This window comes from Streptomyces sp. NPDC059398, from assembly GCF_042751845.1.
GTDB lineage: Bacteria > Actinomycetota > Actinomycetes > Streptomycetales > Streptomycetaceae > Streptomyces.
The window spans coordinates 1-26,644 of the sequence record NZ_JBHYWP010000107.1 but is presented as its reverse complement, the minus strand read 5'-3'; the positions used below and the strand labels follow the sequence as shown (position 1 = coordinate 26,644).

Genomic DNA, 26,644 nt, shown 5'->3' with positions numbered 1-26,644 from the left:
GCGTCAACCACCCCCCCACCGCCCTCCCCGCGCGCCTCCCACGACCCGGGGGGGGGCGCGGGGGGGGCGGCGGGGGCCGTGCCCCCGCGGGGGGGGCGCGTACCACACCCCCCCCCCCCCTACGCCCTCGGCCGTGCGTCACATCAGCCGCTGTTCACCAGCCGCCCTCCTCCAGGACCAGCCGCCCGGCCTTGCGGTACTCGCGCTGGGCACCCGCCAGCAGATCCGCCGATGTGACCGGTGAGCCCCGGCCCGCGGCGGCGTAGGCGGCGGTGACCACGGCGCTGCGGATCGAACCGCCCGCCAGCTCGAACTCCTTGGCGCAGGGCCCCGGATCGATGTCGTCCACACACGGCACATGCACCAGGCTGTGCTGCCACAGCGCCAGCCGCTGGGCGGGGTCGGGGAACGGGAAGTCGATGATCAGGTCCAGACGCCGGGTGAACGCCTCGTCGATATTGCCCCGCAGGTTGGTGGTGAGCAGCACGATGCCGTCGAAGGACTCCAGCCGCTGGAGCAGATAGGCGCTCTCCAGGTTCGCGTAGCGGTCGTTCGAGCTGTTGACCTCGGAGCGCTTGCCGAAGACGGCGTCGGCCTCGTCGAAGAGCAGCACGGCGTCCGTACGGTCGGCCTCGGCGAAGATCCGTTCCAGGTTCTTCTCGGTCTCACCGATGTACTTGTCGACCACCGACGAGAGCTGCACGACATAGAGATCCAGGCCGAGTTCGGCCGCGACCACCTCGGCCGACAGCGTCTTGCCGGTCCCGGAGTCACCGGCGAAGAGCGCCAGCGCGCCCCGCCCGCGCCCACCGCCGGCGCTCAGCCGCCAGTCGCCGAGCACCCGGTCGCGGTGGCGGGCCCGCAGCGCCAGCTCATGCAGCTGCCCCAACGGCCGCTCGGGCAGCACCAGATCGTCCCAGCCCACGTCGGGCCTGATCCGGCGGGCGTGCTGTTCGAGCCCCGACGCGGACTGCTGCCGGGCGGCCAGCCGTACATGGGCCGGGGACAGCTCCGTACCGTCGAAGGCGGCGAGGTCCAGCGCGGCGCGCGCGGTACGGCGGATACGGTCGCCGCCCAGCCGGTACGGGGCCACGACGGGCGCCAGATCGAAGCCGAGGGACTCCGGCCCGTCCGCCAGGCCGAGCGCCGCCGACCAGGCGGCGAGATCGCCGGAGCGCTGCCGGGGCGCGTCGAGCACGAGCGGGTCCCGGCCGCACCAGTCGGGGTCGTACGGACGCCCACCGCCGAGCAGCACCGAGACACCGTGGGCGGCACGGTCCGCCGCTCCCCGGGCCTGACCGCCTGCCGCCTCGTGCACCGCATCGGCCACCGCGTTCTGCGCCGGACTGCCCGTCATGTGCTGCGCCGGGCCGCCCGCCATGTCCTGGGCGGGGCCCTCCGTCAGCAGCGCGCGGAGCAGCGGCCCCGGGTTCTCCGGTACCGGCGCCACCACGATGGGGCAGCCGCGCAGCCGGGCCTCGCGCAGCAGCACGGGGAGGAGTTCCGGCGGCCCCTGGTCGCCCGGGGCCGGGTAGGGGGCCGCCTGGTCCGGCGCCGGCATCTCCGCCGGCGTACGCCGGGCGGGCGCGTAGTGCAGGGCCTCAAGGCCGGCGGCAGCCAGTGCGGCGGTGACACAGGAGAGGGCGTCGCCGTCCCGGTCCTCGCGGAGGTACGCGGTCAGCCGCCCGGAGGTCAGCCGCCCGGCCAGCAGCTCCGCCAGGGCGCCGCCGGACTGCCCGGACTCCACGGGGCGCGGCGGCAGCAGCGTGACGTGCCCGGCGAGCGAGGCGTCCGGGGTGTCGTCGCCGAGCAGATGCGCGGTGACCCGGTCGGGCACCCGGAGCGACCGGCTGAGGAAGGGCCGCTCGGTCTCATCGAGCTGGACGAGCCCCAGGGCGAACAGCGGCGCCGAGGGATGGAACCGGGCCCGCGCACCGGCGTCGTGCACGGGCAGGCCGCACAGTTCGATGGCCGGTCCGACGGTGGCCCGGCGGCGGCTGACGTCGTCGTTGAGGTAGCCGTACAACGGCTCGAACGTCCGGTCCAGGTCCGGCGCGAGGGCCAGCAGCAGTATCGCCTCGTCCAGCGGCCCGAGCCCGAGCCGGCGGGTGAGACGGCGCAGCCGGTCACCGTCGCCGCCGGGCGCCGCGGGATCCCGGCCGGTCCGCACGCCGGAGGCCGCGCCGCCGGGTGCGCCGGCGTGCCGGCCGGAGCCCGCGCCGGTCTCCGGGGCGCCGTCCGCCTCGCTCCCGGGGCCGGTGCGCGCGGCGGGAACGCCCCCGGCAGCGGCCCCGGTCCTGCCCCCGTCCGCGTCCCTGTCCCGCGCCCCGAGGAGATGCTGAACGGCCTCGTCGGAGAGGTACAGCCCGCGCAGCGGATCGGCGGCGGTCGGGTCGGTGGCGCTGCGCGCCTCCACCAGCTCCGCGACCCGCTGCCGCAGCAGCCCGAGCCGGGCGGTCAGCGCGTCGGCCGCCCCGCCACCGGAGTTGGCACCCCCGGAGCCGGCATCGGCCCCGGCTTGACGTCCGTCCTCACGTCCGGTTTCGGAACCTGCGCTCACTCGGGCTGCGCTCCTGTGCTCGTCGCCCCGCCGGGAGCGCCGGGCCGGCGGCGCCCGCCGGTCCTGGCGAAGTGGCGCGGCTGGTGGTCTCGTCGCTGCGAGTCGTCGAGGGTGCCGTCCGTACCGCGTACCCGCACCCCGGCGCCCTCGGTGACCGGCGGCCCGACCTCGTACTCGGGGAACGCCGGGAAGGGCGCGGTCACGACCAGGTCCAGTGACGGCTTGAGCTCGCCGCCCAGCGCGGACCAGATCTCGGCGAAGGACCGCGCGTCGGTCTGCAGCCCGGCGATCGTCATGGGCACGGTGAGCCCGAGCTCGGCCAGCGGGCCGGTCAGCTCCTCGGGGGGCAGCACCTCACGCGGCAGCAGCGTGGCCAGTACGGCGGAGAGCATCCGGTGTTCGTCCTGAGGCTGCTTGGTCCAGGCGGTGATGAGGTACGAGAGGCGGAACCAGCGCGGCGGCTGCCGCCGCTTCAGCACCACTCCACGCTCGTCCTTGACCGCGATGGCGCCGCGTTCACGGCGCTTGACGTCCTCGCGGATGTCGTACAGATAGGCGTCGATCGTCGGCGAGTTGCGCCGGGCCGCCCAGTCGCGGGTCGGGGCCTCGAAGGCGATGTCGACCCCGGTCCCCTCCAGGGCTCCGCCGGACAGCAGCCCCTTCAGGACCTTGTCCACCTCGTGGATCACTGTCGCGCCCTTCACTGGTGCCGGTCTCACAGGCGGCACCCGCTCCGGGTCGCGGGTCCGCACCGCCATCCTGCACCGTGGCCTCTCCCGTACCCAGGCGTGGGAGGGACGGGCCGGGTACCACTCCGCCGGTCCCCGGGGGCAGTACGGCTTGCCCCGGAGGACCGGCGGAGTGACCGGCAGGACACCGCCCGGACGAAGCGCCATGAAGTGCAGTGCAACCACATGAAATACACGCAACTGCGCGCAATGCCACGAACCGGACCCGTCCTGAACCGGTCAGATATAACCCTCTCTGAAGGCATAAGCGACGGCATGGGCCCGATTGCGAAGGTGCAGCCGGGTCGTCAGACCGTGCATCACGTTCTTGACGGTGCGTTCGGAGTACGAGAGCTTCCGGGCGACCTCCGCCGTATCCATGCCTTCGGCCACCAGTTGCAGCACCTCCAGCTCACGCGAGGAGAGCCCCGAAGCGGGTGCCCCCGGTGAGCTGGTGGCCTTGCGCTGGAGGGCACCGACCTGGGATATCAGCCGCCCGAGCAGATCGGACGGCATGTCTCCCTCGCCCCTTGAGGCAGCGATGACCGCCTGAAGGAGCCGGTGCCCGGTGGCCTCGTGCCGCCAGACGATGGCTGCGACGCCGCTCTCGATCACCTGGAGCAGTTCCGCCTCACGGATCAGGCCCGCCACGAGAACGGCCCGGGTGCCGTCGATCCGTACCAGCCGCCGCAACTGCGACAGGGTCGGTTCGTCCAGCGCATCCGCCAGCAGGACCGCCACCGTTCCCGGCCGACCGCTCGCCTCGTCGACCAGTTCGACGGCCGGCTGCTGGCGCAGCTGAGTGGTAGCCCCCGCCAGTGAGAGCGGGTCGGACGCGTAAATGGCGACCGGGATCCTGGCGTCAGGTCCCGTCGAATCTAATGACGTCCGCATAGTCAACCCCTCACCTTCTCGCAGAACACCATGATCCGTCACACCGTGATCCGGCGGAATCACGGGAGTCCGCACTCCTGTGACTGATGGTGTCCGTATTCGTGATTCTGCACGAGACCGGCACGAGACGGACAGCCCGGCATTAAGGCGACCACCGACCGGAAAGCCTCTCACACGCCCGTATCCGATCAGTTACATACCCGGGCGCCCGGAGATGGCCGGGCCATGAACTCCCGTACGGATGAGGCGCATTACGACAGCGGCCAGCACACCATCGCGCCGGGAACAAGACCAGAAAGCCGGACAAACCACTGCGGAACAGAGAACGCAGTGCCGCCTGTCAGTGAAATAACCCTTCCGGAGCGTCACCGGCAACAGGTACAGAACAGAGACAGAACAGAGACGGAAGGAGGCTTCTCAGCAGATCCGGGCACCTGCCGGCCCGCAAATCCTTCACCATTCCCCCGCATTCACGTTTCCACCCTCAGGCCCGCCCTCAGGCGTCCAGGACCTGGCCCTCGCGCCGCACGACGGGCGGCTCGACGCTCCACGGGAAGTTGATCCACTCGTCGGTGCGCTTCCACACGTACTCGCATTTCACCAGCGAGTGCGACTTCTCGTAGATCACCGCGCTGCGCACCTCGGCGACCGCACCGACACAGAAGTCGTGCACCAGTTTCAGGGTCTTCCCGGTGTCGGCGACATCGTCGGTGATGAGCACCTTCTTGTCCGAGAAGTCGATTGCGTTGGGGACGGGAGCCAGCATGACCGGCATCTCCAGCGTGGTCCCCACACCGGTGTAGAACTCGACGTTCACGAGATGAATGTTCTTGCAGTCGAGGGCGTACGCCAGCCCACCGGCCACGAATACACCGCCGCGCGCGATGCTGAGCACGATGTCGGGCTCATAGCCGTCGTCGGCGATGGTCTGCGCGAGCTCGCGCACCGCGCCGCCGAAACCGTCGTAAGTCAGGTTCTCGCGTACGTCACTCATGGCTGGATATCACACCTGGGTCCGATGGAAATTGAGGAAGGACCGCGAGGCGGTCGGCCCGCGCTGCCCTTGGTAGCGCGACCCGTACCGCTCACTGCCGTACGGGTGCTCGGCCGGCGAGGCGAGCCGGAACATACAGAGCTGCCCGATCTTCATCCCGGGCCAGAGCTTCATGGGGAGGGTCGCGACGTTCGACAGTTCGAGCGTGACATGCCCCGAGAAGCCGGGGTCGATGAACCCGGCGGTCGAATGCGTGACAAGCCCGAGCCGCCCGAGGCTGGACTTGCCTTCGAGCCGCGAGGCGAGATCGTCGGGCAGCGTGACGACCTCGTAGGTGGAGGCGAGCACGAACTCCCCGGGGTGCAGGATGAACGCCTCGTCCCCGTCCGGCTCGACCCGGCGCGTCAGATCCGCCTGCTCGACCGCGGGGTCGATGTGCGGATAGCGGTGGTTCTCGAACACCCGGAAGTAGCGGTCGAGCCGCACATCGATACTGGAGGGCTGCACCATGTATTCGTCGTACGGATCGATGCGCACGCGCCCGGCGTCGATCTCGGCCCGGATGTCCTTGTCTGAGAGAAGCACGCCCCGAGGATACGGGGACCGCACGGCCCCGCCGTAATCGGCCGACCGGCACCCCCCGCACCACGGACGGCGCACCCCAGGCAGCGCCCCACCGAAGCGGCCACACTCTCCGCCGCTCCGGCTTTCCCTGCCGGACCTGCTACTGCTGCTCCAGACCCACGGGTACGGCATTCCGCAACCGCGCACAGCGGGGACACCGGATGAGCCTCCCGGGCCCGATCCGGTCGGTCCCGAGCTGCTGCAGCGGGAACGAGGCAGTACTGAACACGTGCCCTTCGGCACAGCGGACGACGGTGCGTTCCATCGGATTCATCAAGTCCCTTCCCCATCAAGCGTGGACGAGAGAAAACACCACATTAGGGGATGTACAGGACACCACCACAACCGGCACTCCGCTCGGCCACGGTACGCCCCAACTACCGCACCCAACACCCGGATCCCCACCCGGAACCAACCCCCGGAAACCGACAAACCGGACGGCTGTACGGACGGTCGTCCGGGTGGGGACAGGGGGTGACGGGGGAGGGGGGCGGGGCCGGGAAGGCCCGGAAGAGGGGCTCAGTCAGCAAACCGAAACCGAAGAAAGCCCGGCACAACACTCGGGCGACTGCGGCACGGACGCCCCGCCCGACCACCCACCACCACCGAGCCCATGGCACAGCCCGCTGCCCGCAGCACCGGGACGTGAACACCGGGACGGGCCGAGCATGAGGTAGAGTAAACGCGATGCGATTCCCTCCGGGAAGATCGCTGCGCGAGTGTAGTTTAATGGTAGAACATGAGCTTCCCAAGCTCAGAGCGCGGGTTCGATTCCCGTCACTCGCTCCATGACAAAGGCCCTGGTCGGAGACCAGGGCCTTGTTTGTTGTCTAGACCTGCTGGAGTGCGGCGTGCCCTCCGCGTGCCCCACATCGCGACGGACCTCTCTGGGTGACTCTCTTTTCCTGGCGGACCACTCCGAGGGCCGCCCACCCAGAGCCGGGGCGGGCGGTCCGGAGGAGGGTGTCAGGCGAAGAGCAGCGTGGGTTCGGCGAGGATGTCCCTGCCCTGCTCGCTCTTGTAGATCAGATCGATGCTGCCGAAGCGGGCCTCGGTGTAGTCGAGTCCGAGTGAGGCCACCGCCTTGCGTACGGCCTCTTCGGAGCTGCTCTCGATCTCCAGGAAGGTGGGCAGGTCCGGCCAGGTGTCGAAGTCGTAGCTGACACCGTCGAGCTGCCATTCCTCGCGGTAGTTCTGCTGGTACCGCACCTGGCGCAGGCCCAGGGCCGCGAGAAGTTCCGCGGTCCGTTCCAGGTCATTCACCTCGATCTCGATCTCGGTGGTGCCGTTGATGTGGGTGGCGTCGGTGACCTGCTTGAGCGTGAGGGTGGTCTTGCCGCCCTCGTCCCGCAGGCGCAGCCACTGCTCGCCCTGGACGGCGTCGTTCTCGAAGATCAGGCGGGTGAACAGGGTCTTGTCGAAGGCCAGCTCGGCCCCGGCCGCTCGCAGGCGGTCGCGTACCGCGTCCGCGTCGATCTCCAGGAACTTGGCTTCGTATTCGTGCTGGGCCACAGCATCCTCGCTCTCGTTTGTTTCGCTTCTACGCGGTCAGGTCGTGCAGGTCCTGCTCGCGCATCTTCCTGATCTCGGCGCACGCGTCACTGCTCACGAACTCTTCCACGGGCAGACACAGGTCCATGCGCTGAATACATACGCCGACGTGGAAGGTGCCGTCCGGGTCGCGATAGAGCCGCGCCCCGTAGTAACCCTCCTGGCAGTCAACGCTGTTGTTGAACCTGCAGCCGGCACACGTATCGGGCAGCCGCAGGGAACGGATGTGCTTCACCACGAGTTGCCGGCCTGACGGAAGGCGATAGGTGATGCGGAAGCCTGACGTACCTGCGACCAGCCGGATCTCCTGCGGGACGGCACCAAGCTCGGCCAGAAGAAGATCGACAGCATCGAGGGACTCATCGCCGTCGGCCAGCGACGTCAGTATCCGCACGGATAACCTCGGCGAGTACTTCTCCAGCAGCCGGTGGACCCGCTGTACGTGGGTGTGATCGGGGATGACGACGTTCGCCCGTACTCCGATACCGAGCGACACAGCGACGCGGATCGAGTCCTCCAGCGCTTCGATCTTGCGCGCTGCCAGTGCCCGCACCCTGAACCGTGTGCTCTGAACCTGCGCGAGCTCGTCAGGAGTGGTGCCGAAGATCGAGAAGTTGACATGCCGAAGCCCGGCGTCCGCACAGCCAGGCAAAGACCTCACACCGTTTTCGCCATTCGAGGTGACACTGGCCGAGTAGCCAGCCTGCCGTGCGAGAGCGACGATCTGCGGCAGCTTGGGGTGCAGGGTCGGTTCCCCACCGGTGAGGTGGACCTCGTCGAAGTCCAGTGCGTCACGGAGGCGAGTGAGGGCAGCGCGGAACGCCTCGTCCGGGATGACGGGGGCGCTGGTGAAGCGGGCGCCATTGGTGGCGATGTACAGGGAGGTCCGTCCGGAGGGGCCTGTGGGGGTGAAACGTTCGGGCCAGCGCGGGTGATTGTCGGCGCTGACCGGTGTGCCCTCGTTGTGACAGAACGTGCACGTCATACCGCATGCGTCGATGACTTTGACGCGCAGAGTCCGGTCCATCGAGACATGGATGGGAACGTCATCGCTGACGTTCCGTAAAGCGCGGTGCTGGAACATGTGACGTTGCTCCTTCGGCATGGCAAGCCGGCAACCTGGGAGAGTGAGCGGGCCCGGCGAATTGGCTGATGTGCTGGCCGGGTCAGGAACTGATAGCCGAGTCAGGGACGGACGCGGCTGCGCTGCCCGTCTGTACTGCCGCTGGGCTGTACTGGATGACGTGGATAAGCCCGCCCACGGCGACGAGCGAACCAAGGGCCCATATGACGCCGAGCACCATGCCGAGAAGGTCACGGCCCGAAGGCGGTGCCGGGGCCGACGCAGCGAAGCTCTGCCGTGAAGGGTCCGAGTACAGGGAAGTGGTCATGCCGTCTCCGTAACTGGTGCTCGGAGAGGAGCTGTCACGCCTTCAACCGCCGCGTGAAGCACCTGGGCGTCCGTCAGCATCTGGCAGTCCCCGGGACTGATCCGCCAGTGGGGACCCGGCCCGCGCACGCGATGCGGCGGAGGGACGACAAGGTGCTGGGACAGGCCGAGCGGCCGCGTGTCAGGCACGTCCCAGGCGACCGCGGTACCCGTCCGTACGAACCAGTAGAGGGCTGGTTCGCGCGGATCTTCGATCACAGCACCGCTACGAGAACCGAGAGCGACCAGCACACGCACCCCGACGCTTCGTGGCACGCGCACGGCGTCCCAGCGGAATCCGACGCCCTGAATCTCGCAGCTACCTACCGTGCGCATCGCGGGTGGTTCCGGGATCTCTTGTGACACGAAGAGCCAACTCCTCACCGAGCACTAAGGCTTGAATGTGTGGAGCCGTCATCTTCGCGAGACCTCACGTCCTATTCGAGGACTTCAAAGGGTCACTCAGAGGACTTTGGCAGGGCCTTTATTCGCCTGATTGATGAGTTCGGGCCGTGATAGGGACATAGCGTGGGAGCCTCAGGTGAGGTCCAGACACCACGGAGGAGTTCATGTCCCGTCCGATAGGCAACACTCGTCTCAAAGCTGCCCGGGTGGCGGCTGGCTACAATTCGCAGCAGGCCCTCGCCGACGCCATCATGAGGGACGCGCCGCAGCTCGGCATCCGAGGACTGGCCGTCGGGGTCCGGCAGGTCCGGCGGTGGGAGTCCGACAATCCGCCGTGGCCCCAGCCGGACATCCGTCGCGTCCTCACTCATTTGCTGGGCCAGGACGCCGAAGACCTCGGCTTCACCGCTCCCTGGGGCTCAGGACAACATCCAGACGGTCAGCCCCGCCCGATCTCGACAGCCCATTCCATGCCCGGCACACGCCTGGCCACGGTGCCCACCCAATCTGTCGCGATCACTCAGCCCACGAGCGTCGGAGCCAACTTCGAAGCCGTGACCCGCTCCCATCGCCACCTCTACTGGTCCGTGGCACCAGCCGCCTTGCACCCCGCGATTCTGGAGCATGCACGGCTGGGCTGCGCGCTTCTGCCCGAGACGGTCGAACCCGCCCGACACCGACTCGCAGCCGCACTCGCCGAGTCCTACCTGCTGGCAGGCCGCATCGAATTCTTCGACCTCCGCCAACCCGACCAGGCCGGCGACACGCTGCTGCGCGCCCTCCAAGCCGCCGGTGAGGCTGACGATCCGCTCCTGGGATCGGCGATCCTCGCGCACACGGCCTTCATCCCGGGCTGGTCAGGCGAACGCGAGGCGGCAGTAGAGCGAATGGTGGCGGCCCGCACTTACGCCCGCCGCGGCCCCGCGTCCGCAGAGTTCCACGCCTGGCTGGACGCCGTCGAAGCCGAGTGCGAGACCCGCTGCGGCAACACCCGTACCGCCCTGAACCTCATCAGCCACGCCGAAGACACCCTCGCCACCGGGTCTGAGCACACCACACCCGTCTGGATGGACTGGTTCAGCCCTGTACGCCTGGCAGCCTTCAAGGGCAACACCCAGCTCAAAGCGGGCCACCTCCCGCAAGCCCGCGAGACCCTTCAGCAGGTACTCGAAGACCTCCCGCCCGAGTCCGCCAAGCAACGCACTGTCGTCTTCGGGGACTTGGCTGCGGTGGCAGCCGCCGACAGTAATCCGCAGGAGGCATGTCGCTACGCCGGCCAGGCCCTCGACCAGCTCGCCGCCACCTGGTACGCCACCGGCATGGACCGTGTACGCGAAGTGCGGCGCACGCTCGCTCCGTGGCAGAACGAGCAGTGCGTGCGGGACTTCGACGACCGGCTCTACGACTGGGGGACGACGGTCAGCGCTCTCCAGCGTTGAACCTGGCGATCCGCTCCGGCAGCTCCGCAAGCGAGTCGATCCGCATCGTGGTGATCGCAGCCGCGTCCGGATCGCCCTGCTGGATCGTGCCCCAGGGCCCACGCCGGATCAGCGCTGTCAGCAGCCCCGCCTGCACGGCGGGGCGTATGTCGTTGTCGAGCCGGTCACCGACGTACAGAATCTCGCCCGGCTCGGCAGGCGTCGCCTCGATGACATGCTCGAAGAACTTCACATCAGGCTTCGACGCACCCCAGTCATCACTGGTCGCGATGAGATCGGACGGCAGATCCAGCCCACGCAACAGACCGCCGGCCCGCACAGTCTGATTACCGGCGATGCCGACCCAGAGACCGGCCTCGCGCAGCCCAGCCAGCGTCGGCCGCACATCCGGATAGAGATCGTCCTCGCCGAACCACTCCGGCTTACCGGCCTCGGCCCGCCTGTCCCGCTCCTCCGCCAGATCGAACCCCCGCCGGAACTCCTGGAACGTCTCGCGGTAATCCCGCCCCTGCGCGATGACCGCCCCGAACATGGCTGCAAAGGTATGCCGGGGCACCCCCAGCCAATCAGCCCATGTTCCGTACTCCCGGGTCTCGTCCACAAGGCACTCACCGACATCGAACACCACAGCGCGAATCATGCTCGGCAGGGTAATGCGCCGCGCAGCCCTGTACTGAGGAGCCCCGGGGCATAACCTCACACCACCTTCGGTGCCGTGGCCCTCGCCGCCAAGATCCGATCTTCCCTGACCTCCTACCGCCCTCGACTTCCGAGGCAGGATGCGAGGTCAGGCCGCACGACACCATGCTCTACACCTCCACTGTTCCGCTACGACAGCGACCTGCTGATCAACCCGCACGTCTGGGGCCAACCAGCCAGCGCGAACCCCCTGCTCCATCTCAAGAGAGAGGTTCGCCATCGGGAGTTGTGGTCATGTCGCAGTAAACGATGGAGTCCACGAGGCGCTGGTCGTCGAACAGCGGAAACTCCGTCTCCAGCACGTCCCGCAATCCACGCTCGTCGGCCTCTAGCAGGGCCAGCGAGTGGTTCGCCACCAACCGGACCAGCCGGTCTTCCGCAGCGTGAGCGTCACGAAGAAACCGGGCTCCATCCAGCGGATGAAACCCGGTTACGGCCAGCCGCGGAGCGTAGCCAACATCATGCAGTACGGCCGAGCAGGTCAGCAGATCCGCGTCGTCCCCGAAAATCCCGGCCCCTTCGGCCGCGCGCCGGGGCGCCCCCTGTGAGCGCCCATCTACGAGGAAGTGACTCGCTCAACTCCGCCTCGGCCACACCGCTTGGCCACTTCTCCATTGTTGCTCCGCTCATGGCACGGTACGTGCCCAGGAACACCGAACACAGTCCCAGGCAGCCAAGGGACAATGCAGCGCGTTCCAGCCTTGAACATGGCCGCCGATCTCGGTTCCCTCTGCGCACGGCGCGGCGGCGTTGCCAGGGCCCGTCGCGGGTGGGGGTACCTGTTTTCCTCACTCGGGACGATGTAGAGGTGTCACTGTTTCCAGTTGAGTGAAAGTCGGTGGTCCCGCAGTGCTGCGATCGGTGAGTCCCGGTGAGGTGACGACGGCCATCTCATGCCTGTGCGGCCTGACCGCCCTTGGAATTCGTATACGGGGACGGGTAGCGCTTGCCCGCGAGCAAGGGCGGGCCATGGCTGCTGTGATCACCGCGGCTGCCGGGAACTGCCAGCCGGCCAGGGCCCGGCAGCGGACGCACTGGGGCATGGCGTGGTCCATCGACTTCCGAGAAGAGAGCGGTGTACTAGCGGAGGGCGTGTCCGGCGCCTACGAGTCTGAGGCCGCGAGGTCGGCAGGCGGTGGAGAGGGCCGGTGAGTCAAGCGGAGGACGGCGAAACGTCGGCCGAGTGGGCGGGAGATCGTGAACGCAGAGACGCCATGCAGATTTTCTACACAACCCATCACCCCAAATTGGCGGCGTTCGTGGGCCGGCGCGTGGATGGCCAACCGGGGATCGAGGACGTGTGCCAGGAGATCTGGCGCCTCTTCTTCGTCAAGTATGACGCTTATTTACAAGCGTACGACGAACCGGTCAAGGCGCTCTACCCGATCGCCCGGTGCCGCATCGCGGAGTTCTGGGAGCGGCGCGGACGGATGCGAGAGGCCCCTTTCGAAGGCGAGGACTTGGCGCTGCTGACCCATGCAATGACCTCCGACCTGCCTCTCGGAATCGAACGTCGTGTCGATGTAGAACGCGCTATGGCCTGCTTACCGGAGCGGCAGCGCGAAGCTCTGCACCTACACCACATTGACAACCTGACAGTCTTGGAGACCGCGCTGCTCATGGGCATCGGAGAGAACGGCGTGAAGAAACTGCTAAAGAAGGCCCTGTCCAAACTCCGTGCGGCACCCGCGCTTACGGGCTACCGGACGGCAGCCACTTCGCAGGAGGTGCCCAAGTGACCAGCGACGACCAGCACCAGCGCCTCATCGAGGATCAGAGCGACAGTGGCTTTCACGCCGTCATGGACAGCATCGACCGTCTGACAGCCGAGGAACGCGCGGCGCTGGCCTTGCAGGCCGATCAGGCTGAATTCGGCTACGAGGCTTACGCATTGGCTCTTGAGCTTCTTGAGCAGGGACATCGGGAGCGCGCGCTGTGCTGGTTGCGCACAGCCGCCCGCCATCACGTGGCCGGAGCTCAGCGGGCACTGCTCCCTCGGGGGGTTCCCACGGCCGCGCCCGACGACGTGAGACCGCTGCCCGCGCCAGCGGATACCGTTCCGTTGACTCCTCCGTTGGAGCGCGTGGCAGCAGACAGTAGCGACGCCCCTCCCGCCGACGCGGAGCCCACTGCCAGTGCGGGCACCCCCCTTCGTCCTCGGCTCTCTCCGGTCGCCCAGCGCATTGCCCTGGGAGTCAGGCTGCGAGAGCTCCGTGAGTCCAAGCAGATCAATTGCCACCAGGTCGCGGCAGCGCTGCATTGGTCCGCAGCCAAGATCAGTCGAATGGAGCGCGGCCAGGTCGCCTTCAAGGACCAGGCAGTCCGCGAACTGCTCACCCTGTATGGGGTGCACGATCCGGACGTGCGCCAAGCATTCCAGGAATCTGCCCGCGCGGCAAATGAGAGGGATTGGTGGAGCGACTACGGCGACATCATGCCACCGTGGCTCCAGACACAGTTCGCCCTTGAGCGAAGCGCCATCCACATCCACACCTTCGAGGTGCAATTCATCCCCGGTCTGCTCCAGACGGCGAAATATGCCGAGGCTGTCACCAGGATCGGTGATCCGCTCGCGTCCGAGACGGCGATCGATCGAAGAGTGGAATTGCGCATGAGGCGACAGGAATTCCTTTCAACCCCGGAGGCCCCGAAAGTCTGGGCCATTTTGGATGAGGGGGTGCTGCGTCGTGAAGTAGGCGGTCCAGACGTGATGCGGGAGCAATTGAGGCATCTCATCCAGGTGTCCGAACTACCGAACATCAGGCTCCAGATCCTGCCGTTCCAGGCGGGCGGCCATGCCGCGATCGGCGCACCGGTGACCATCATGCAATTCGCGGAGCCAGAACTACCCGATGTCGTCCACCTGGAGCAACTCTCTGGTGCCATCTACCTCGACAAGGCGGATGAGGTCGAAAGCTATCGAGGGGCAATGGATCGATTGGTTGCTTACGCCGAAACCCCTCTCGCAAGCGGGGAATACCTGTCTCGGCTCGTCGAAGATCCTGATCATGCTGCAGACGATGACTCGCCGAACGTGGTACCAGCGGTGCAGGAGCGAGCGTACACAAGATTCATGGAACGACTTACGAACAAAGCCCTACAACCGAGCGATACGGAGGAATTCATTGGCAACATGATTGCAAGCCACAGCTGAGTGCTACCAGTCAAAGAATAAAGGTCGGCTCGTTCCTTCGGGGGCCCCGGTCCGCGGCAGCCCTGGAGAAGGCACTGGTGGACGATTTCGAGCAGGCATACCGGGCAGCCCTCGGCAGGGGCGACAGAAGATGGAGACTGACGCCGCCTCAGTGAAAGCCACGCTCGGCGTGGAGTCCACGTCGCGCCGAGAAATGGGCCATTTTCGATCGCCCTACTCCTGCAACGGATCCTCTTGCCATGCAAGCCTACTCACGTCACCAGACCGATGAGCGAGGTCCTCACGCCCAGCAAGCCACGTTCATCACTGCGTGCCCCAGCTGTGCCCTCCAGACCGGAAATCCTTGGTCAACAACGGTACAAGGAGCCCTTCCCCCGAAGTCGCTCCACCCCAGGTTTCCGCAGTTCAAGCGGCAGCTCAGCTTCGTGTGACCCGTTGATCCCCAAGCTCAGAGCGCGGGTTCGGTTCCCGTCACTCGCTCCATGACGAAGCCCCAGGCCAGCGGCCCGGGGCTTCTCCGTGGTTGTCCAAGTCATGGGGTTGTCGTCCAGGCCGGCCGTCGGAGTCGCCGTGGCGATGGCGGCCGCCGCTGCCATGAGGTTGGCGATCGTTGGTTGTCGGACCTGGCAGCTACGTTGAGCGGATGACCTACGGAGACGGTGAGACCGGGGGCATCAGGCCGCAGCAGTTCCACGGGGCCGACGGTGGGGAGGACTGGCGTGTCGTGGGTGAGGGGGCCTGTGCGTACTTCCGTACCGGGTCGTTCGCGGTTGGTGCTCGGTTCGTGCAGGCGATCAGTGAGATACTGGGCGTCGGGGGCGATCACCCGGACGTCGATGTGCGGCAGGAGGGCGTGATGGTGCGGCTGATCACGGTCACTGGCGACTATTACGGGCTGACCGAACGGCAGGTCGAGGTGGCCCGGCAGATTTCGGCCGTGGCTCGCGCCCTGGACATACCGGCCGACCCCTCCGCCGTGCAGACCGTTCAGGTCACCGTCGATGCCCTCGCCGCTCCCGATGGGGTGGCGTTCTGGAGGGCCCTGCTGGGCTGTCAGGGGCGCGCCAACAGCGGCGAGGACCTGATCGATCCGCTCCGTCGCGGGGCGCCGTTCTATTTCCAGCAGATGGATGCACCGCGCCCGCAGCGCAATCGGGTCCATATAGACGTCTGGGTGCCGTACGACCAGGCCGAGGCCCGGATAGGTGCTGCGCTGGCGGTCGGTGGGCGGCTGGTGAACGACGCCGACGCGCCGTCGAACTGGGTACTGGCCGACCCCGAGGGCAACGAAGCCTGCGTGGGCGTGGCCGGTCCGCCTGAGTAGCCGGCCGTCCACCGGTCACTCGTGCGGGTCCGCCCAGTTCCTGCCACGTCCGGTGGTCCGCCCGGGTTTTGCCGGTCTGGGCGGTCTGACCGCGCGGTCTTCGTAGGATGAGCGGTCATGGTTGACCTCTATCCTCCGACCGCTCCCTACGATGACGGATTTCTCGATACCGGCGACGGCAACCGCATCTACTACGAGCAGCTCGGAAACCCGGCGGGCAAGCCTGCGTTGAACGTGCACGGCGGACCCGGGTCGGGTGCGGCGCGGCAGCCGGTCCGGGAATGGGATCCCGCGTGTTACCGGGTGATCCGCTTCGACCAGCGCAACTGTGGCCGCAGCACTCCGCACGCCAGTGACCCCGTGGCCGACATGAGTCTGAACACCACGCGGCATCTGATCGACGACATCGAGCGGTTGCGTGAGCATCTCGGTGTCGAGAAGTGGCTGCTCAACGGCGGGTCCTGGGGCTCCACGCTCATCCTCGCCTATGCGCAGCGGCATCCCGGGCGGGTCAGCCAGATCGTCATCCCCGCGGTGACGACCACCCGTCGCTCCGAGATCGACTGGCTCTACCGGGGCGCGGGGCGGTTCTACCCCGAGGCGTGGGACCGGTTCCGTGACGGCGTACCCGAAAGGGAGCGGGAAGGTGACTTGTTGGCGGCCTACGCCCGTCTGGTGGAGAGCCCCGACCGGGCGGTCCGGGAGAAGGCCACCGCCGCGTGGATCGCCTGGGAGGACGCGGTCGTCTCGGGCGAACCCCATGGCGTTCCCGGTGTGTACAGCGGCCATGCCCACGATGCCCAGGTCGCGTTGGTGCGCATCTGTGCCCACTACTTCAGCCACGGCGCCTGGCTGGAAGAGGATCAGCTGCTGAGGAACGCGTACAAGCTGGCGGGGATCCCCGGGGTGCTGGTGCACGGCCGGCACGACATGGCCGCTCCGGTGCACACCGCGTGGGAGCTGGCGAAGGCGTGGCCGGGGGCCCGGCTGCACATCATCGAGGACTCGGGGCACACCGGAAGCGACGCGATGCGTAGGGCGACCCGGGCGGCCGTCGAAGAGTTCAAGGACCGGTGAGGTGTGCGACGGCGCTGTCCTGGACAGCGCCGTCGCGCAGCGTCCCCCGGGGGGCAGCCCGGGGTCAGAAGGTGCGCAGCAGGTCGGCCGCGACGCTCACGGCGATGGTCGCCGGTTCCTTGCCGTTGATGTCGGCCAGGCCGATCGGGGTCTTGATCCGGTCGATGGTGGCCTCGCTGTGACCTCCCTCGGTGGCGAGGCGTTTACGGAACCGCACCCACTTGGCCGCCGAACCGATCAGCCCGATGGAGCCGAGATGGGTGGTGCGCAGGGCGCCGTCGCACAGGGCGGCGTCCTCGGCGTGGTCATGGGTCATGATCAGAACGTGCGTGCCGTGCGGCAGTTCGGCCAGTACCTCCTCGGGCAGCAGCGGTGTGTGGTGCACATGGATCTGGGCCACCGCGTCCGCCAGTACGTCGAGCCGCTCCTCGCCGAGCATCTCGGCACGGGTGTCGATCAGATGGAGGTCGAGGTCCTGGCGGGCCAGGATGCGGGCCAGTTCCAGGCCGACGTGGCCCACGCCGAAGACCGCGACGGCCCGCATCACCGGCAGAGGTTCGAGCAGCACCGAGACCGTGCCACCGCAGCACTGCACGCCGTGCCGGGTGGTCACCTTGTCGTTCAGGGCGAAGTCGATCAGCTCGGTCTCGGGCTGGAGCGCGACGATCATCTCGCGGGCCCGGTCGATCGCGACGGCCTCGACATTGCCGCCTCCGATCGAGCCCCATGCCTCGCTCCGCCCCACCACCAGCTTCGCGCCGGCGTCGCGCGGGGCGTGGCCGCGCACGGTCGCGACGGTCACCAGGACGCCGGGCTCCCGGCGTGCTCGCAACCGGGCGACCGCGGCGACCCAGGTCATGTCAGGCACTGCTCAACACCGCGGCGTCGGCATCGGTGCCGGCATCGGCGTCGGCGTCCGTAGTGGGGCCCTTACCGGTGCCTGTGTCAGTACCCGTGTCCGTGTCCGTACCCGTAACCGTGCCCGGACCGGCGTCGGCCACGCCCCCGGAGGCCCCGCCCCTGCGGGCCTCCTCGATCGCCCAGTAGACCGCCTCCGGCGTCGCGGGCGAGGCCAGTTCGACGCTGGTTCCGCTCGGCCCGAACGCGGCGGCGGCCTGCCGCAGGGCTTCCCGTACCGAGAACGCCAGCATCAGGGGAGGCTCGCCCACCGCCTTGGACCCGTACACCGCGCCCTCTTCGGTGGCGTTCTCCAGGAGCGTGACGTTGAACTCCTCGGGCATCTCCGAGAAGCTCGGCAGCTTGTACGTACTCGCCGCCTGGGTCAGCAGCCGGCCGCGGTGCGGTCCGTCCCCGGTGTCCCAGCGCAGGTCCTCAAGGGTCAGCCAGCCCGCGCCCTGGACGAAGCCGCCCTCGACCTGACCGATGTCGATCATCGGGGAGAGGCTGTCGCCGACGTCGTGCACGATGTCGACCCGCCGGATGCGGTACGCGCCGGTGAAGCCGTCGACCTCCACCTCGGTCGCGGCGGCGCCGTGTGCGAAGTACTTGAACGGCGTGCCCCTGAACGTCTTTGCGTCCCAGTGCAGACCCTCGGTCCGGTAGAAGCCGGAAGCCGACAGCTGGACCCGCTGGAAGTACGCGGTGTGCACCAGGTCGTCCCAGGCCAGCTCCCGCTCGCTGCCGAGGGCCCGGGCGACGCCCTCGACGATGCGTACGTCCGATGCGTTCGCACCCAGCTGGGACGCGGCCACCTGGAGCAGCCGCCCGCGCAGCTGCTCGCAGGCGTTCTTCACCGCCCCGCCGTTCAGGTCCGCCCCGGAACTCGCCGCGGTGGCCGAGGTGTTGGGCACCTTGTCGGTACGGGTCGGGGCCAGCCGGACCTTGTGCAGCGGGATGCCCAGGGTGGTGGCGGCGACCTGCATCATCTTGGTGTGCAGGCCCTGCCCCATCTCGGTGCCGCCGTGGTTGATCAGGACCGAGCCGTCCTTGTAGATCAGCACCAGCGCGCCGCCCTGGTTGAAGGCGGTGAGGTTGAACGAGATGCCGAACTTGACCCCGGTGATCGCGAGGGCCCGCTTGGTCTGCGGGTGGGCGGCGTTGAAGGCGGCGATCTCGCGTTCGCGCCCGGCGACACCGGCCTCGTCGCGGACCTGCTCCCAGACGGCGGCGATCCGTTCGGGGTGGGTGACCGGCTGTCCGTACGGCGTGGTCTGGCCCTGGCCCGGCCGGTAGAAGTTGCGCTCCCGCAGCTCCCTGGCGTCCAGGCCGAGCAGCGGCGCGCACCGGCCCATGATGTCCTCGATCACCAGCATGCCCTGCGGCCCGCCGAAGCCCCGGAAGGCGGTGTTGGAGACGGTGTTGGTTCTGGCGATCCGGCCGGCGACGCGCGCGTGCGGGATCCAGTACGTGTTGTCGATGTGGCACAGCGCGCGGGCCAGCACCGGCTCCGACAGGTCCAGGCTCCAGCCGCCGTCCGCCGTCAGGGTGGCGTCGAGGGCCTGGATGCGGCCCTCGGTGTCGAAGCCGATCCGCCAACTGGCATGGAAACCATGGCGCTTGCCGGACATGGTCAGGTCCTGGGTCCGGTTGAGCCGGAAGCGCACCGGCCGGCCGGTCAGCTTGGCGCCCAGGGCGGCGACGGCCGCGAAGCCGTGCGGCTGCATCTCCTTGCCGCCGAATCCGCCGCCCATGCGCAGGCACTGGACGGTGACCTCATGGGCGGGCAGGCCGAGCACGTGCGCGACGATTTCCTGGGTCTCCGAGGGGTGCTGGGTGCTGCTCTGGACGAACACCTGCCCGTTCTCGTCGATCAGGGCCAGCGCCGCGTGCGTTTCGAGATAGAAGTGCTCCTGGCCGGAGAACTGGAACTCACCGGTGAACACCCGCGCGGAGTCGGCGAAGCCCGCGTCGATGTCGCCGTGCACCATCACCGGCCGGGCGCCGTGGTAGCTGTCGGCCGCGATCGCGTCCTGCAGCGTGACCAGGGAAGGCAGTTCGTCGAGCTCCACCTCCACGGCCGCCGCGCCCAGCCGGGCCGCCTCCAGGGTCTCGCCGAGCACCCAGGCGACCGCGTGGCCGTGGAACATGACCTCGTCGGGGAAGAGCGGCTCGTCGTGCTTCATCCCGGCGTCGTTCACCCCGGGCACATCGGCACCGGTCAGTACGCGGACCACGCCCGGCACGTCGAGCGCGGGCCCGGTGCGCAGCGCGGTGATCCGGCCGCGGGCCTTCATGACCTGGACCGGGTAGGCGTGCAGCACGTCCTTGGTGCGCTGGACCAGGTCGTCGGTGTAGAGCGCGGCGCCCGTGACGTGCAGGGTGGCGCTCTCGTGCGGCATCGGAAGACCGACGACGGGCTTCTCGGGGCGTTCGGACAGCTGGCTCATGACGGCACCGCCTCGGTGGTTTGTGCGTACAGCTTCAGCAGGCTCTGGCCGAGCATCGCGGAGCGGTAGAGGGAGCTGGCCCGGTGATCGCTCATCGGGGTGCCCTCGCCGCGCAGCTCCCGGGCGGCGGACTCGACGGTCTCCGCCGTCCATGGCCTGCCCTCCAGGGCGGCCTCGGTGGCGAGGGAGCGGATCGGGGTGGCGGCCACACCGCCCAGGCCGATACGTGCCTTGCGGACGGTCCCGTCCTCGATGTCGAGCGCGAAGGCGACCGCCACGCTGGAGATGTCGTCGAAGCGCCGCTTGGCGATCTTGTGGAAGGCCACGACCGGCGACAGGGGCAGCGGCACGCGCACCGCGCGGATCAGCTCGCCGGGGCGCCGTACGCTCTGCCGGTAGCCGGTGAAGTACTCGGCCAGCGGGACCTCGCGCTCACCTTCGGCGCCGGTGAGCACCACCGATGCCTCCAGGGCGAGCAGCACGGGCGGGCTGTCACCGATGGGGGAGCCGGTGCCGAGGTTGCCGCCGAGGGTCGCGCTGTTACGGATCAGCCGGGACGCGAACTGTGGGAACAGCTCTGCCAGCAGCGGGACTTCGCCGTCAAGCCGCCGCTCGATCTCGGTGAGGGTCAGGGCCGCCCCGATGAGGACGGAGTCGGATGCGACGCGCAGCTCACGGAGTTCGGGCAGCCTGTCGATACCGATGACGCAATCCGCCCTTCGGGAGCGGATGTTGACCTCCACACCGAAGTCGGTGGAGCCCGCCACCACCACCGCGTCCGGCCGCTCGCACAGCAGCCGTACGGTTTCGGCGAGGGTGTTCTTCCGCAGGAACGCGCTGCCGTCCCGGGTGTAATCGGTGGCGACCGGTGCGGGCGGTGACTGCTCGCGGCGCTGTGCCAGCGGGTCCGCTTCGGGAGGCGTACCCACGGCGAACGCGGCGTCGCGGATCGGCCGGTAGCCGGTGCACCGGCAGAGGTTCCCGCTCAGCGCGTGCAGATCGAAGCCGTTCGGGCCGTGCTCGGGGTCGGCGGCGGGGGCTGCGGGATCGGCGGGGTCGGCGGGGGCAGCGCCGTCGGACTGCTCCGGGTGCGCGCAGCGGTCGGGGCGGTAGTACTCGGCGGCCATGCTGCAGACGAATCCCGGGGTGCAGTAGCCGCACTGGGAGCCGCCGCGGACCGCCATCTCCTCCTGCACCGGGTGCAGGGTGTCCGGCGTGCCGGGTGCACCGGCGGTGGCCAGGCCCTCGGAGGTGATGATCTCCTGACCGTCGAGCGCCGCGGCCGGGACCAGGCAGGCGTTGACCGCCACCCAGTCGGTGGGCTTGTTCACCCCGGGGCGCGCCACCAGGACCGAGCAGGCGCCGCACTCGCCCTCGGCGCAGCCCTCCTTGGTGCCGGTGAGGCCGCGCTCGCGCAGAAAGTCCAGCGCGGTGGTGTGGGGCGTGGCCGGTGCGAGCGGTGTCTCGTTCCCGTTGACCGTGATCCGCGCCGCTACCATGCCGGGCCTTCGTTTCGCCTCGGAACGGGTCGATGCATCGTATTCGCCATTTTTCGGGCCGCTTTCTGGGTCTTCGGCGCCGCACGCAGGAGAGGTGAGCGCACATCGGCACGCGACAGCGGCGTGCCGGGAAAGAGGTGACGTCACACCGGCGTGTGCCGGGAAAGGGGTGGTGTCACAGGTGGAATGTGCCGCGGACGGGGCACATCAGAACGGCGTACTCAGCAGCCGTGTGCGACCCGGCCCGGAACCCAGGCCGTACGGCGGGCGAGGCGGCCCAGATCAGAGCTGGTGTACATCTGCTGGTCGCCTCCTTCGCGTGGCCGGGCGGGTCGTCAGGGGTGTGCTTCTCCCGCAAAGTAGTTGCCGTGAGCACCAGGGTCAAGGGTCGCCCGGGGCGGCCGTGCGGCGGGCGGTCCCCCGTACGGCCTCGGCTCATGGGCCAGGGCGTCCCCAACCGGTCGGCGCACGGCCTCAGTTCAGCCGACGGGCACTCTCAGCCGACCGGCGCGCACCCTCACCCGACCGGCGCGCGCCTTCACCAGCGCGCCCTCAGCCGGCCAGCGCGCCCATCGGGTCCCAGGCGGGCAGGACGATCGGCTCCTCGTCGAGGGCGGCGGCCAGCTCCGGTGGCAGCGCCGAGCGCCGGACCGCTATCTCGAAGACATGCTCGCCGAACCACGAGTCGTTCATCGTCCAGAAGCCCTTGTCGGCCTTCTCCTCGCCCCAGCTGTTCTCCACCCGCCAGCGGCGCGGGTCCCCGTCCACCACGTCCACGCCCGTGAACAGCATCGCGTGGGTCATCTGTGTGTCGTGGTGCAGCAGCCGGGCGGCCTTGTCCATGGTGAAGGGGGCGTCGTACACACCCGCGTAGTCGAAGAGCTCCGCGTCCCAGACACCGGCGTCCGCGCGCATCATCTTGGCCACGTCGCAGCCGAACCAGACCGGCTCGCCGCCCACGATCGCGTCCATGGCCAGCCGCTTCAGCAGCTCCATCGGCACATTCAGATAGGCCACCGGCGGGGCCTCGACGACATTGCCCAGATACTCGACGGTGAAAGTGCGCCCGACCGGGCTCGACTCCCGTGGGTCGTGCACCAGGCAGACGTACTCGTCCAGCGGGAGCCGCACATACGAAGCGGCGAACTCCGCCGGGGTGAGCCAGCCGTCGCGGTGGAACTTGCGGTCCTTGTCCTCCCACTGCCACAGGAACCGCTGCGGCGGCGTGCCGAGGTGGATGCTGAGCACCCGGTGGATGCCCTCAAGCACCTCCCGCTTGCGCTCCCGCTGCGCCCCGGCACCCTCGGCCGCCTGCGCGCGCAGATCGCGGGCGCCCTGGCGGAGCAAGGTCTCCAGATCCCGGTTCATCGACCGGGTCGCGGATGAGCTGTGCGTCTCCGGCATGGCCGACTTGGGGACCAGGCCGTGCTTGGCGACCAGCGCCACGAACATGTTCCACTGCCCGCCGTCACTGATCGGGTCCGCCAGCACATGGGCCACCGTACGGTCGTCCACGTCCCGGTCCGAGGTCTCGATGACCGTCTCAAGGAAGTGGTTCGCCCGCTCGAACTTGTCCCACCAGAGCAGGTAGTTCTGCGAGAACTCGAAGTCCTTCACGCCCAGCGCTTCCGCCGCCCCGACCCGCAGCAGGTTGAGCCCGGCGAACATCCAGCAGCGCCCGCTCTGCTTCTGGTTGGTGACCTTCCAGTCGTCCAGGTGGTGGGAGACCGAGTGGTCGATGCCGGTGAGCACCCGCCGGTCCAGGGCGACATCGTCGACCGGTGTCCGGGTCACGGCGTTCTGCATCAGCCTGTTCGCGGGCCGGGCGGCGAATCCCTTCTCGAAGAATTCGAGCTGGTCCGGCGTCAGACTGCGGTTCATGGCCGAGCGGGATTCATCGTTTCCCAAGGTCACAGCGGTCCGCCTCCAGTCCCCAGCGCTCGCCGGATGAGCGCTTCCTCACCGTCGCACGGCCGTTCGGCCGGAGTCAACGGCGTACAGGGTGAGACTCCGGCGGCACGCGGAGCACCGTCCGCGCGTGGGCGGCCGATGCGCCACCGCCTTCGTCACCGGGGCACGGGGGTTGGCCGCAGCGGTCAGAGTCCGGCCTCCGCGCCGATGAGCAGATGCCAGGGCCAGGTGTCGCCGGCGGCGGAGGCCGGGGTGTGCGGGGCGGGCGGGAGGAGGTTTCTGGTGGTCTCGGAGACGGGGGCGCGCAGGATACCGACGGTGATGTCGACCAGCTGGGCCGCGAGCAGCGCCACGCGGCGGGCGTCGGCTGTCTGCGCGCCGTCGGCCCCTGCCTCGTCGGCTCGTACGTCGTCCCCCTGGGTGCCGCCTGCTCGTACGTCGTCCGGCCGGGTGTCATCCGCCCGTACGTCGTCCGGCCGGGTGTCATCCGCCCGTACGTCGTCCGGCCGGGTGTCATCCGCCCGTACGTCGTCCGGCTGGGCACCGTCCGGGCCGCCGCCGGGAGCCATCGTGTGCTCGCACGCGGACAGTGCGCGGACGGTGAGCATCATCGCCAGCGCGAGACGGGTGCGCAGGACGGGTTCCGGCAGGTCGTCGAGGAGTTGGGCGAGCGCGGTGAAGACGGTCTGCACGCTCTGGGTCGCCGCCGGGTCCGCCCGTACGAGGGCGCCCGTCCAGGGGGGTGTCGACACCTGGGCGAGGAACCGCGCGTAGTGGCTGTGCCCGTCGACCGTCTCGGCCAGCGGGCGGATGAGCACGTCGGCCAGCTCCTCCAGGGTGGGGCGCCCGGTCCGCTCGCGCAGGGTGGCCAGGAGACGGTGGCGGTGGGCGTTCACCTGCCCGGTGTGCCGTTCGAAGATCTCCCGGACCAGCTGTTCCTTGGTGCCGAAGTGGTACTGGGCGGCCGACTTGTTGCGCTGGCCGGACGCGGTGGTGATCTCCCTGAGCGAGACGGCGTCGATGCCGCGTTCGGCGAACATCCGCAGAGCCACTTCGGCCATGACCTCGCGCGTCGCACTCCCTCGGCTCATGGGGCCATGTTAAGGCCCGTTTCTTAATGGAGTCGTCTCCGGTAAGGCGGATACCTTAATAAGGCGTGTACCTTAATAGCGCCTGCCTTCATCATCCGTATGCATCTCTCCGTATGCATCTCTCTCCGTATGCATGTCAGGGAAGGACCACGCAGATGCCCCCGACGCCGAAACCCCCGATACCCGGGAAGCCGCGCCGCGCCGTGACAGCGGCCGCCTCTCTCGCCGCGGCGGCCGCCCTGGCGCTGGCCGTCGCCGGACCCGCCGACGCCGCATCCGGCCGCGCCCACACCATCTCCGCACCCGCACCCGCACCCGCACAAACCGACCCCGCCCAGGCCGACCCCGCTCTGCCCGGCCCCCTGCCGACCAGCCCCGGCATGGACCAGGTGCCGGGCTTCACCGGCCGTCCCGCCGCCCCGCACCCCGTGCCGGGCGGCGAGATCCACAACCCGGCCATGGCACCCGACGGGCTCAGCGCCATGCACGGCGACAGCTATGCGAGCAACACTCAGCCGCAGGGCGGCCCCCTGGGGCGCCGGCCGCGGGTGACCAGCGCGAGCAAGGTCACCGATCCCGCGGACCCGGCCCAGTGCGCCACGGCGACCTTCCTGCACAACGGGCTGATGGTCCTCAACTGCGGCAGCGCGTCCCACCACCCGACCCTGCGCCTGGAGGATCCCGTCACCCTCAGGGACCTGGCCTCCTACCCGCTCCCGGTGCGGCCCTCCACATACCGGGCCGCCGCGACCCACAACCCCGCCCTGATGTTCTCCGACACCTCGGGCTCCTACTACTACCTGGACAACCGGGACCGCATCGTCATCGCCGCCGCCGACCAGCGCATCCAGAGGCTGACGGCTCATCACACCCGTTCCGGGCGATGGGAGTTCGAGCAGGACAAGAGCTGGAACCTGCGTCCCCGGCTGCCGCACGACTGCGCCACCGCCGCCGCCCCCGACCCGGAGGGCGAGTGCGACCCGGTGACCGCGGTCCAGGCGGACTACCGGGGCCTGATGTGGTGGGTCAGCGACCACGGCCGCGTCGGCACCGTCGATCCGGCCACCGGCGCCGTCAGGACGGTCCGCCTCACCGGCGAGCAGATCGAGAACTCCTTCTCCACCGGCCCCGACGGCGTCTTCATCGCCACCGACCACGCCCTGTACAAGATGCACGCGACGCCGGACGGCACCCCGCGCACCGACTGGCGCGAGACCTACGACCGGGGCACCCGTACCAAGCCCGGCCAGATCAACCAGGGCACCGGCGCCACCCCCGCCCTGCTGGGCGGCGGCTACGTCGGCATCACCGACAACGCCGACCCCCGGATGCACGTCCTGGTCTACAAGCGGGGTGACCACGCGGGGGACCACCGTCTGGTCTGCTCCGTCCCCGTGTTCCGGCCCGGCGCCGGTGCCACCGAGAACTCGCTGACCGCCTGGGGCAACGGCTTCACGGTGGAGAACGACTACGGCTACACATCGGTCCGCAGCACCCAGGGCGGCAGAAGCACCCCCGGCGGCATCACCAAGATCGAGGTCAACAGGGCGGGCACCGGCTGCACGACCGCCTGGACCAGCGCCGAGCAGTCCCCCACCGTCGTCACCAAACTCTCCCGCTCCAACGGCCTGCTGTACGCCTACTCCAAGCCGTCCGACAGCGGGGGCACCGACGCCTGGTACCTCACGGCCATCGACTGGCGCACCGGCCGGACCCGTTTCCGTGTCCTGACCGGCACCGGTGACGCCTACAACAACAACTGGTCCCCCCTCACCCTCGGGCCCGACGGCTCCGCCTACATCTCGACGTACGGCGGGATCGTCCGTGTCCACGACAGGACCCGTACCCGGCGGTAGGGCGGCCCCCGGCAGCAGGACTGGCCCGGGTACGGGCAGCCGGACGCGTCGGAGCCCCGGGC

Annotated in this window: 19 protein-coding genes, 1 tRNA gene and 2 pseudogenes; 8 read left to right on the top strand and 14 right to left on the bottom strand. The window is 69.0% G+C overall.

Features of this window, described 5'->3' with window-relative positions; translation table 11 throughout:
* Nucleotides 1–154: 154 nt before the first annotated feature.
* From ACFXBC_RS29380 to dcd, 5 genes are all read right to left on the bottom strand, one after another.
* Entirely contained in the window at nucleotides 155–2,560 is a 2,406-nt protein-coding gene (locus tag ACFXBC_RS29380) for an ATP-binding protein (protein ID WP_385031032.1), read from the bottom strand.
* Nucleotides 2,557–3,249: a DUF4255 domain-containing protein gene (locus ACFXBC_RS29375; RefSeq protein WP_385031038.1), complete on the bottom strand. Its 693-nt coding sequence runs from the start codon at nucleotides 3,247–3,249 to the stop codon at nucleotides 2,557–2,559. The genes ACFXBC_RS29380 and ACFXBC_RS29375 overlap by 4 nt, the downstream gene beginning before the upstream one ends.
* Nucleotides 3,250–3,528: 279 nt before the next feature.
* Entirely contained in the window at nucleotides 3,529–4,182 is a 654-nt protein-coding gene (locus tag ACFXBC_RS29370) for a LuxR C-terminal-related transcriptional regulator (RefSeq protein ID WP_385031030.1), read from the bottom strand.
* 496 nt (nucleotides 4,183–4,678) lie between these two features.
* The gene (locus ACFXBC_RS29365; RefSeq protein WP_385031027.1) at nucleotides 4,679–5,176 is read right to left on the bottom strand and encodes a phosphoribosyltransferase; all 498 of its coding nucleotides are present in this window, start codon (nucleotides 5,174–5,176) and stop codon (nucleotides 4,679–4,681) included.
* 9 nt (nucleotides 5,177–5,185) lie between these two features.
* Nucleotides 5,186–5,761, bottom strand: a complete 576-nt coding sequence (gene dcd, locus ACFXBC_RS29360) for a dCTP deaminase (protein WP_385031024.1) — start codon at nucleotides 5,759–5,761, stop codon at nucleotides 5,186–5,188.
* 754 nt (nucleotides 5,762–6,515) lie between these two features.
* On the opposite strand from dcd, the gene ACFXBC_RS29355 reads away from it, so the two are divergent.
* A tRNA-Gly gene (locus ACFXBC_RS29355) sits at nucleotides 6,516–6,589 on the top strand.
* A gap of 177 nt (nucleotides 6,590–6,766) precedes the next feature.
* On the opposite strand, the gene ACFXBC_RS29350 is transcribed toward ACFXBC_RS29355, so the two are convergent.
* Both ACFXBC_RS29350 and ACFXBC_RS29345 read right to left on the bottom strand, forming a co-directional pair.
* Nucleotides 6,767–7,312, bottom strand: a complete 546-nt coding sequence (locus ACFXBC_RS29350; RefSeq protein ID WP_385031021.1) for a class IV adenylate cyclase — start codon at nucleotides 7,310–7,312, stop codon at nucleotides 6,767–6,769.
* A gap of 28 nt (nucleotides 7,313–7,340) precedes the next feature.
* Nucleotides 7,341–8,435, bottom strand: a complete 1,095-nt coding sequence (locus ACFXBC_RS29345; RefSeq protein WP_385031018.1) for a radical SAM protein — start codon at nucleotides 8,433–8,435, stop codon at nucleotides 7,341–7,343.
* Nucleotides 8,436–9,349: 914 nt separating this feature from the next.
* Between ACFXBC_RS29345 and ACFXBC_RS29340 the strand changes: the two genes are divergently transcribed.
* A complete protein-coding gene (locus ACFXBC_RS29340) occupies nucleotides 9,350–10,624 on the top strand; it encodes a transcriptional regulator (protein ID WP_385031015.1) in 1,275 nt (424 codons plus the stop codon).
* Here ACFXBC_RS29340 and ACFXBC_RS29335 read toward each other — a convergent pair.
* Nucleotides 10,605–11,264, bottom strand: a complete 660-nt coding sequence (locus ACFXBC_RS29335) for an HAD family hydrolase (RefSeq protein WP_385031012.1) — start codon at nucleotides 11,262–11,264, stop codon at nucleotides 10,605–10,607. The genes ACFXBC_RS29340 and ACFXBC_RS29335 overlap by 20 nt on opposite strands.
* An 81-nt stretch (nucleotides 11,265–11,345) precedes the next feature.
* Here ACFXBC_RS29335 and ACFXBC_RS29330 point away from each other — a divergent pair.
* Nucleotides 11,346–11,531, top strand: a pseudogene (locus tag ACFXBC_RS29330) (XRE family transcriptional regulator); the annotation flags it as partial.
* 4 nt (nucleotides 11,532–11,535) lie between these two features.
* Here the strand turns inward: ACFXBC_RS29330 and ACFXBC_RS29325 are convergent.
* Nucleotides 11,536–11,953, bottom strand: a pseudogene (locus ACFXBC_RS29325) (HD domain-containing protein); the annotation flags it as partial.
* Between the two features lie 518 nt (nucleotides 11,954–12,471).
* Here ACFXBC_RS29325 and ACFXBC_RS29320 point away from each other — a divergent pair.
* The 4 genes from ACFXBC_RS29320 (at nucleotide 12,472) to pip (ending at nucleotide 16,878) form a co-directional block, all read left to right on the top strand.
* Nucleotides 12,472–13,062, top strand: a complete 591-nt coding sequence (locus tag ACFXBC_RS29320; protein WP_385031009.1) for an RNA polymerase sigma factor — start codon at nucleotides 12,472–12,474, stop codon at nucleotides 13,060–13,062.
* Nucleotides 13,059–14,477, top strand: a complete 1,419-nt coding sequence (locus ACFXBC_RS29315) for a helix-turn-helix domain-containing protein (RefSeq protein ID WP_385031006.1) — start codon at nucleotides 13,059–13,061, stop codon at nucleotides 14,475–14,477. Before ACFXBC_RS29320 ends, ACFXBC_RS29315 begins: the two co-directional genes overlap by 4 nt.
* A gap of 643 nt (nucleotides 14,478–15,120) precedes the next feature.
* Complete coding sequence (locus tag ACFXBC_RS29310; RefSeq protein WP_385031003.1) at nucleotides 15,121–15,801, top strand: VOC family protein; 681 nt, start codon at nucleotides 15,121–15,123, stop codon at nucleotides 15,799–15,801.
* Between the two features lie 117 nt (nucleotides 15,802–15,918).
* Entirely contained in the window at nucleotides 15,919–16,878 is a 960-nt protein-coding gene (gene pip / locus ACFXBC_RS29305) for a prolyl aminopeptidase (RefSeq protein WP_385031000.1), read from the top strand.
* A gap of 64 nt (nucleotides 16,879–16,942) precedes the next feature.
* Here the strand turns inward: pip and xdhC are convergent, their stop codons facing one another.
* From xdhC to ACFXBC_RS29280, 5 genes are all read right to left on the bottom strand, one after another.
* Entirely contained in the window at nucleotides 16,943–17,737 is a 795-nt protein-coding gene (xdhC, locus tag ACFXBC_RS29300) for a xanthine dehydrogenase accessory protein XdhC (protein WP_385030997.1), read from the bottom strand.
* A gap of 1 nt (nucleotide 17,738) precedes the next feature.
* Nucleotides 17,739–20,225, bottom strand: coding sequence for a xanthine dehydrogenase molybdopterin binding subunit (gene xdhB / locus ACFXBC_RS29295; protein WP_385030994.1), 2,487 nt, complete (start codon nucleotides 20,223–20,225; stop codon nucleotides 17,739–17,741).
* Nucleotides 20,222–21,724, bottom strand: coding sequence for a xanthine dehydrogenase small subunit (locus ACFXBC_RS29290; RefSeq protein WP_385030991.1), 1,503 nt, complete (start codon nucleotides 21,722–21,724; stop codon nucleotides 20,222–20,224). Before ACFXBC_RS29290 ends, xdhB begins: the two co-directional genes overlap by 4 nt.
* 552 nt (nucleotides 21,725–22,276) lie before the next feature.
* Nucleotides 22,277–23,605: an aminopeptidase C gene (locus tag ACFXBC_RS29285; protein ID WP_385030988.1), complete on the bottom strand. Its 1,329-nt coding sequence runs from the start codon at nucleotides 23,603–23,605 to the stop codon at nucleotides 22,277–22,279.
* A gap of 215 nt (nucleotides 23,606–23,820) precedes the next feature.
* A complete protein-coding gene (locus ACFXBC_RS29280) occupies nucleotides 23,821–24,726 on the bottom strand; it encodes a TetR family transcriptional regulator (RefSeq protein WP_385030985.1) in 906 nt (301 codons plus the stop codon).
* 155 nt (nucleotides 24,727–24,881) lie between these two features.
* On the opposite strand from ACFXBC_RS29280, the gene ACFXBC_RS29275 reads away from it, so the two are divergent.
* Nucleotides 24,882–26,582: a hypothetical protein gene (locus ACFXBC_RS29275; RefSeq protein WP_385030982.1), complete on the top strand. Its 1,701-nt coding sequence runs from the start codon at nucleotides 24,882–24,884 to the stop codon at nucleotides 26,580–26,582.
* The last annotated feature ends 62 nt before the right edge of the window (nucleotides 26,583–26,644 follow it).

Excerpts from the sequence above, each read along its gene's own strand:
- pip (WP_385031000.1), top strand. The coding sequence starts at position 15,919 with ATGGTTGACCTCTATCCTCCGACCGCTCCCTACGATGACGGATTTCTC.
- ACFXBC_RS29370 (WP_385031030.1), bottom strand. The coding sequence starts at position 4,182 with ATGCGGACGTCATTAGATTCGACGGGACCTGACGCCAGGATCCCGGTC.
- ACFXBC_RS29365 (WP_385031027.1), bottom strand. The coding sequence starts at position 5,176 with ATGAGTGACGTACGCGAGAACCTGACTTACGACGGTTTCGGCGGCGCG.
- ACFXBC_RS29335 (WP_385031012.1), bottom strand. The coding sequence starts at position 11,264 with ATGATTCGCGCTGTGGTGTTCGATGTCGGTGAGTGCCTTGTGGACGAG.
- xdhC (WP_385030997.1), bottom strand. The coding sequence starts at position 17,737 with ATGACCTGGGTCGCCGCGGTCGCCCGGTTGCGAGCACGCCGGGAGCCC.
- ACFXBC_RS29340 (WP_385031015.1), top strand. The coding sequence starts at position 9,350 with ATGTCCCGTCCGATAGGCAACACTCGTCTCAAAGCTGCCCGGGTGGCG.
- ACFXBC_RS29285 (WP_385030988.1), bottom strand. The coding sequence starts at position 23,605 with ATGAACCGCAGTCTGACGCCGGACCAGCTCGAATTCTTCGAGAAGGGA.
- ACFXBC_RS29290 (WP_385030991.1), bottom strand. The coding sequence starts at position 21,724 with ATGGTAGCGGCGCGGATCACGGTCAACGGGAACGAGACACCGCTCGCA.
- ACFXBC_RS29345 (WP_385031018.1), bottom strand. The coding sequence starts at position 8,435 with ATGTTCCAGCACCGCGCTTTACGGAACGTCAGCGATGACGTTCCCATC.
- xdhB (WP_385030994.1), bottom strand. The coding sequence starts at position 20,225 with ATGAGCCAGCTGTCCGAACGCCCCGAGAAGCCCGTCGTCGGTCTTCCG.
- ACFXBC_RS29310 (WP_385031003.1), top strand. The coding sequence starts at position 15,121 with ATGACCTACGGAGACGGTGAGACCGGGGGCATCAGGCCGCAGCAGTTC.
- ACFXBC_RS29280 (WP_385030985.1), bottom strand. The coding sequence starts at position 24,726 with ATGAGCCGAGGGAGTGCGACGCGCGAGGTCATGGCCGAAGTGGCTCTG.
- ACFXBC_RS29275 (WP_385030982.1), top strand. The coding sequence starts at position 24,882 with ATGCCCCCGACGCCGAAACCCCCGATACCCGGGAAGCCGCGCCGCGCC.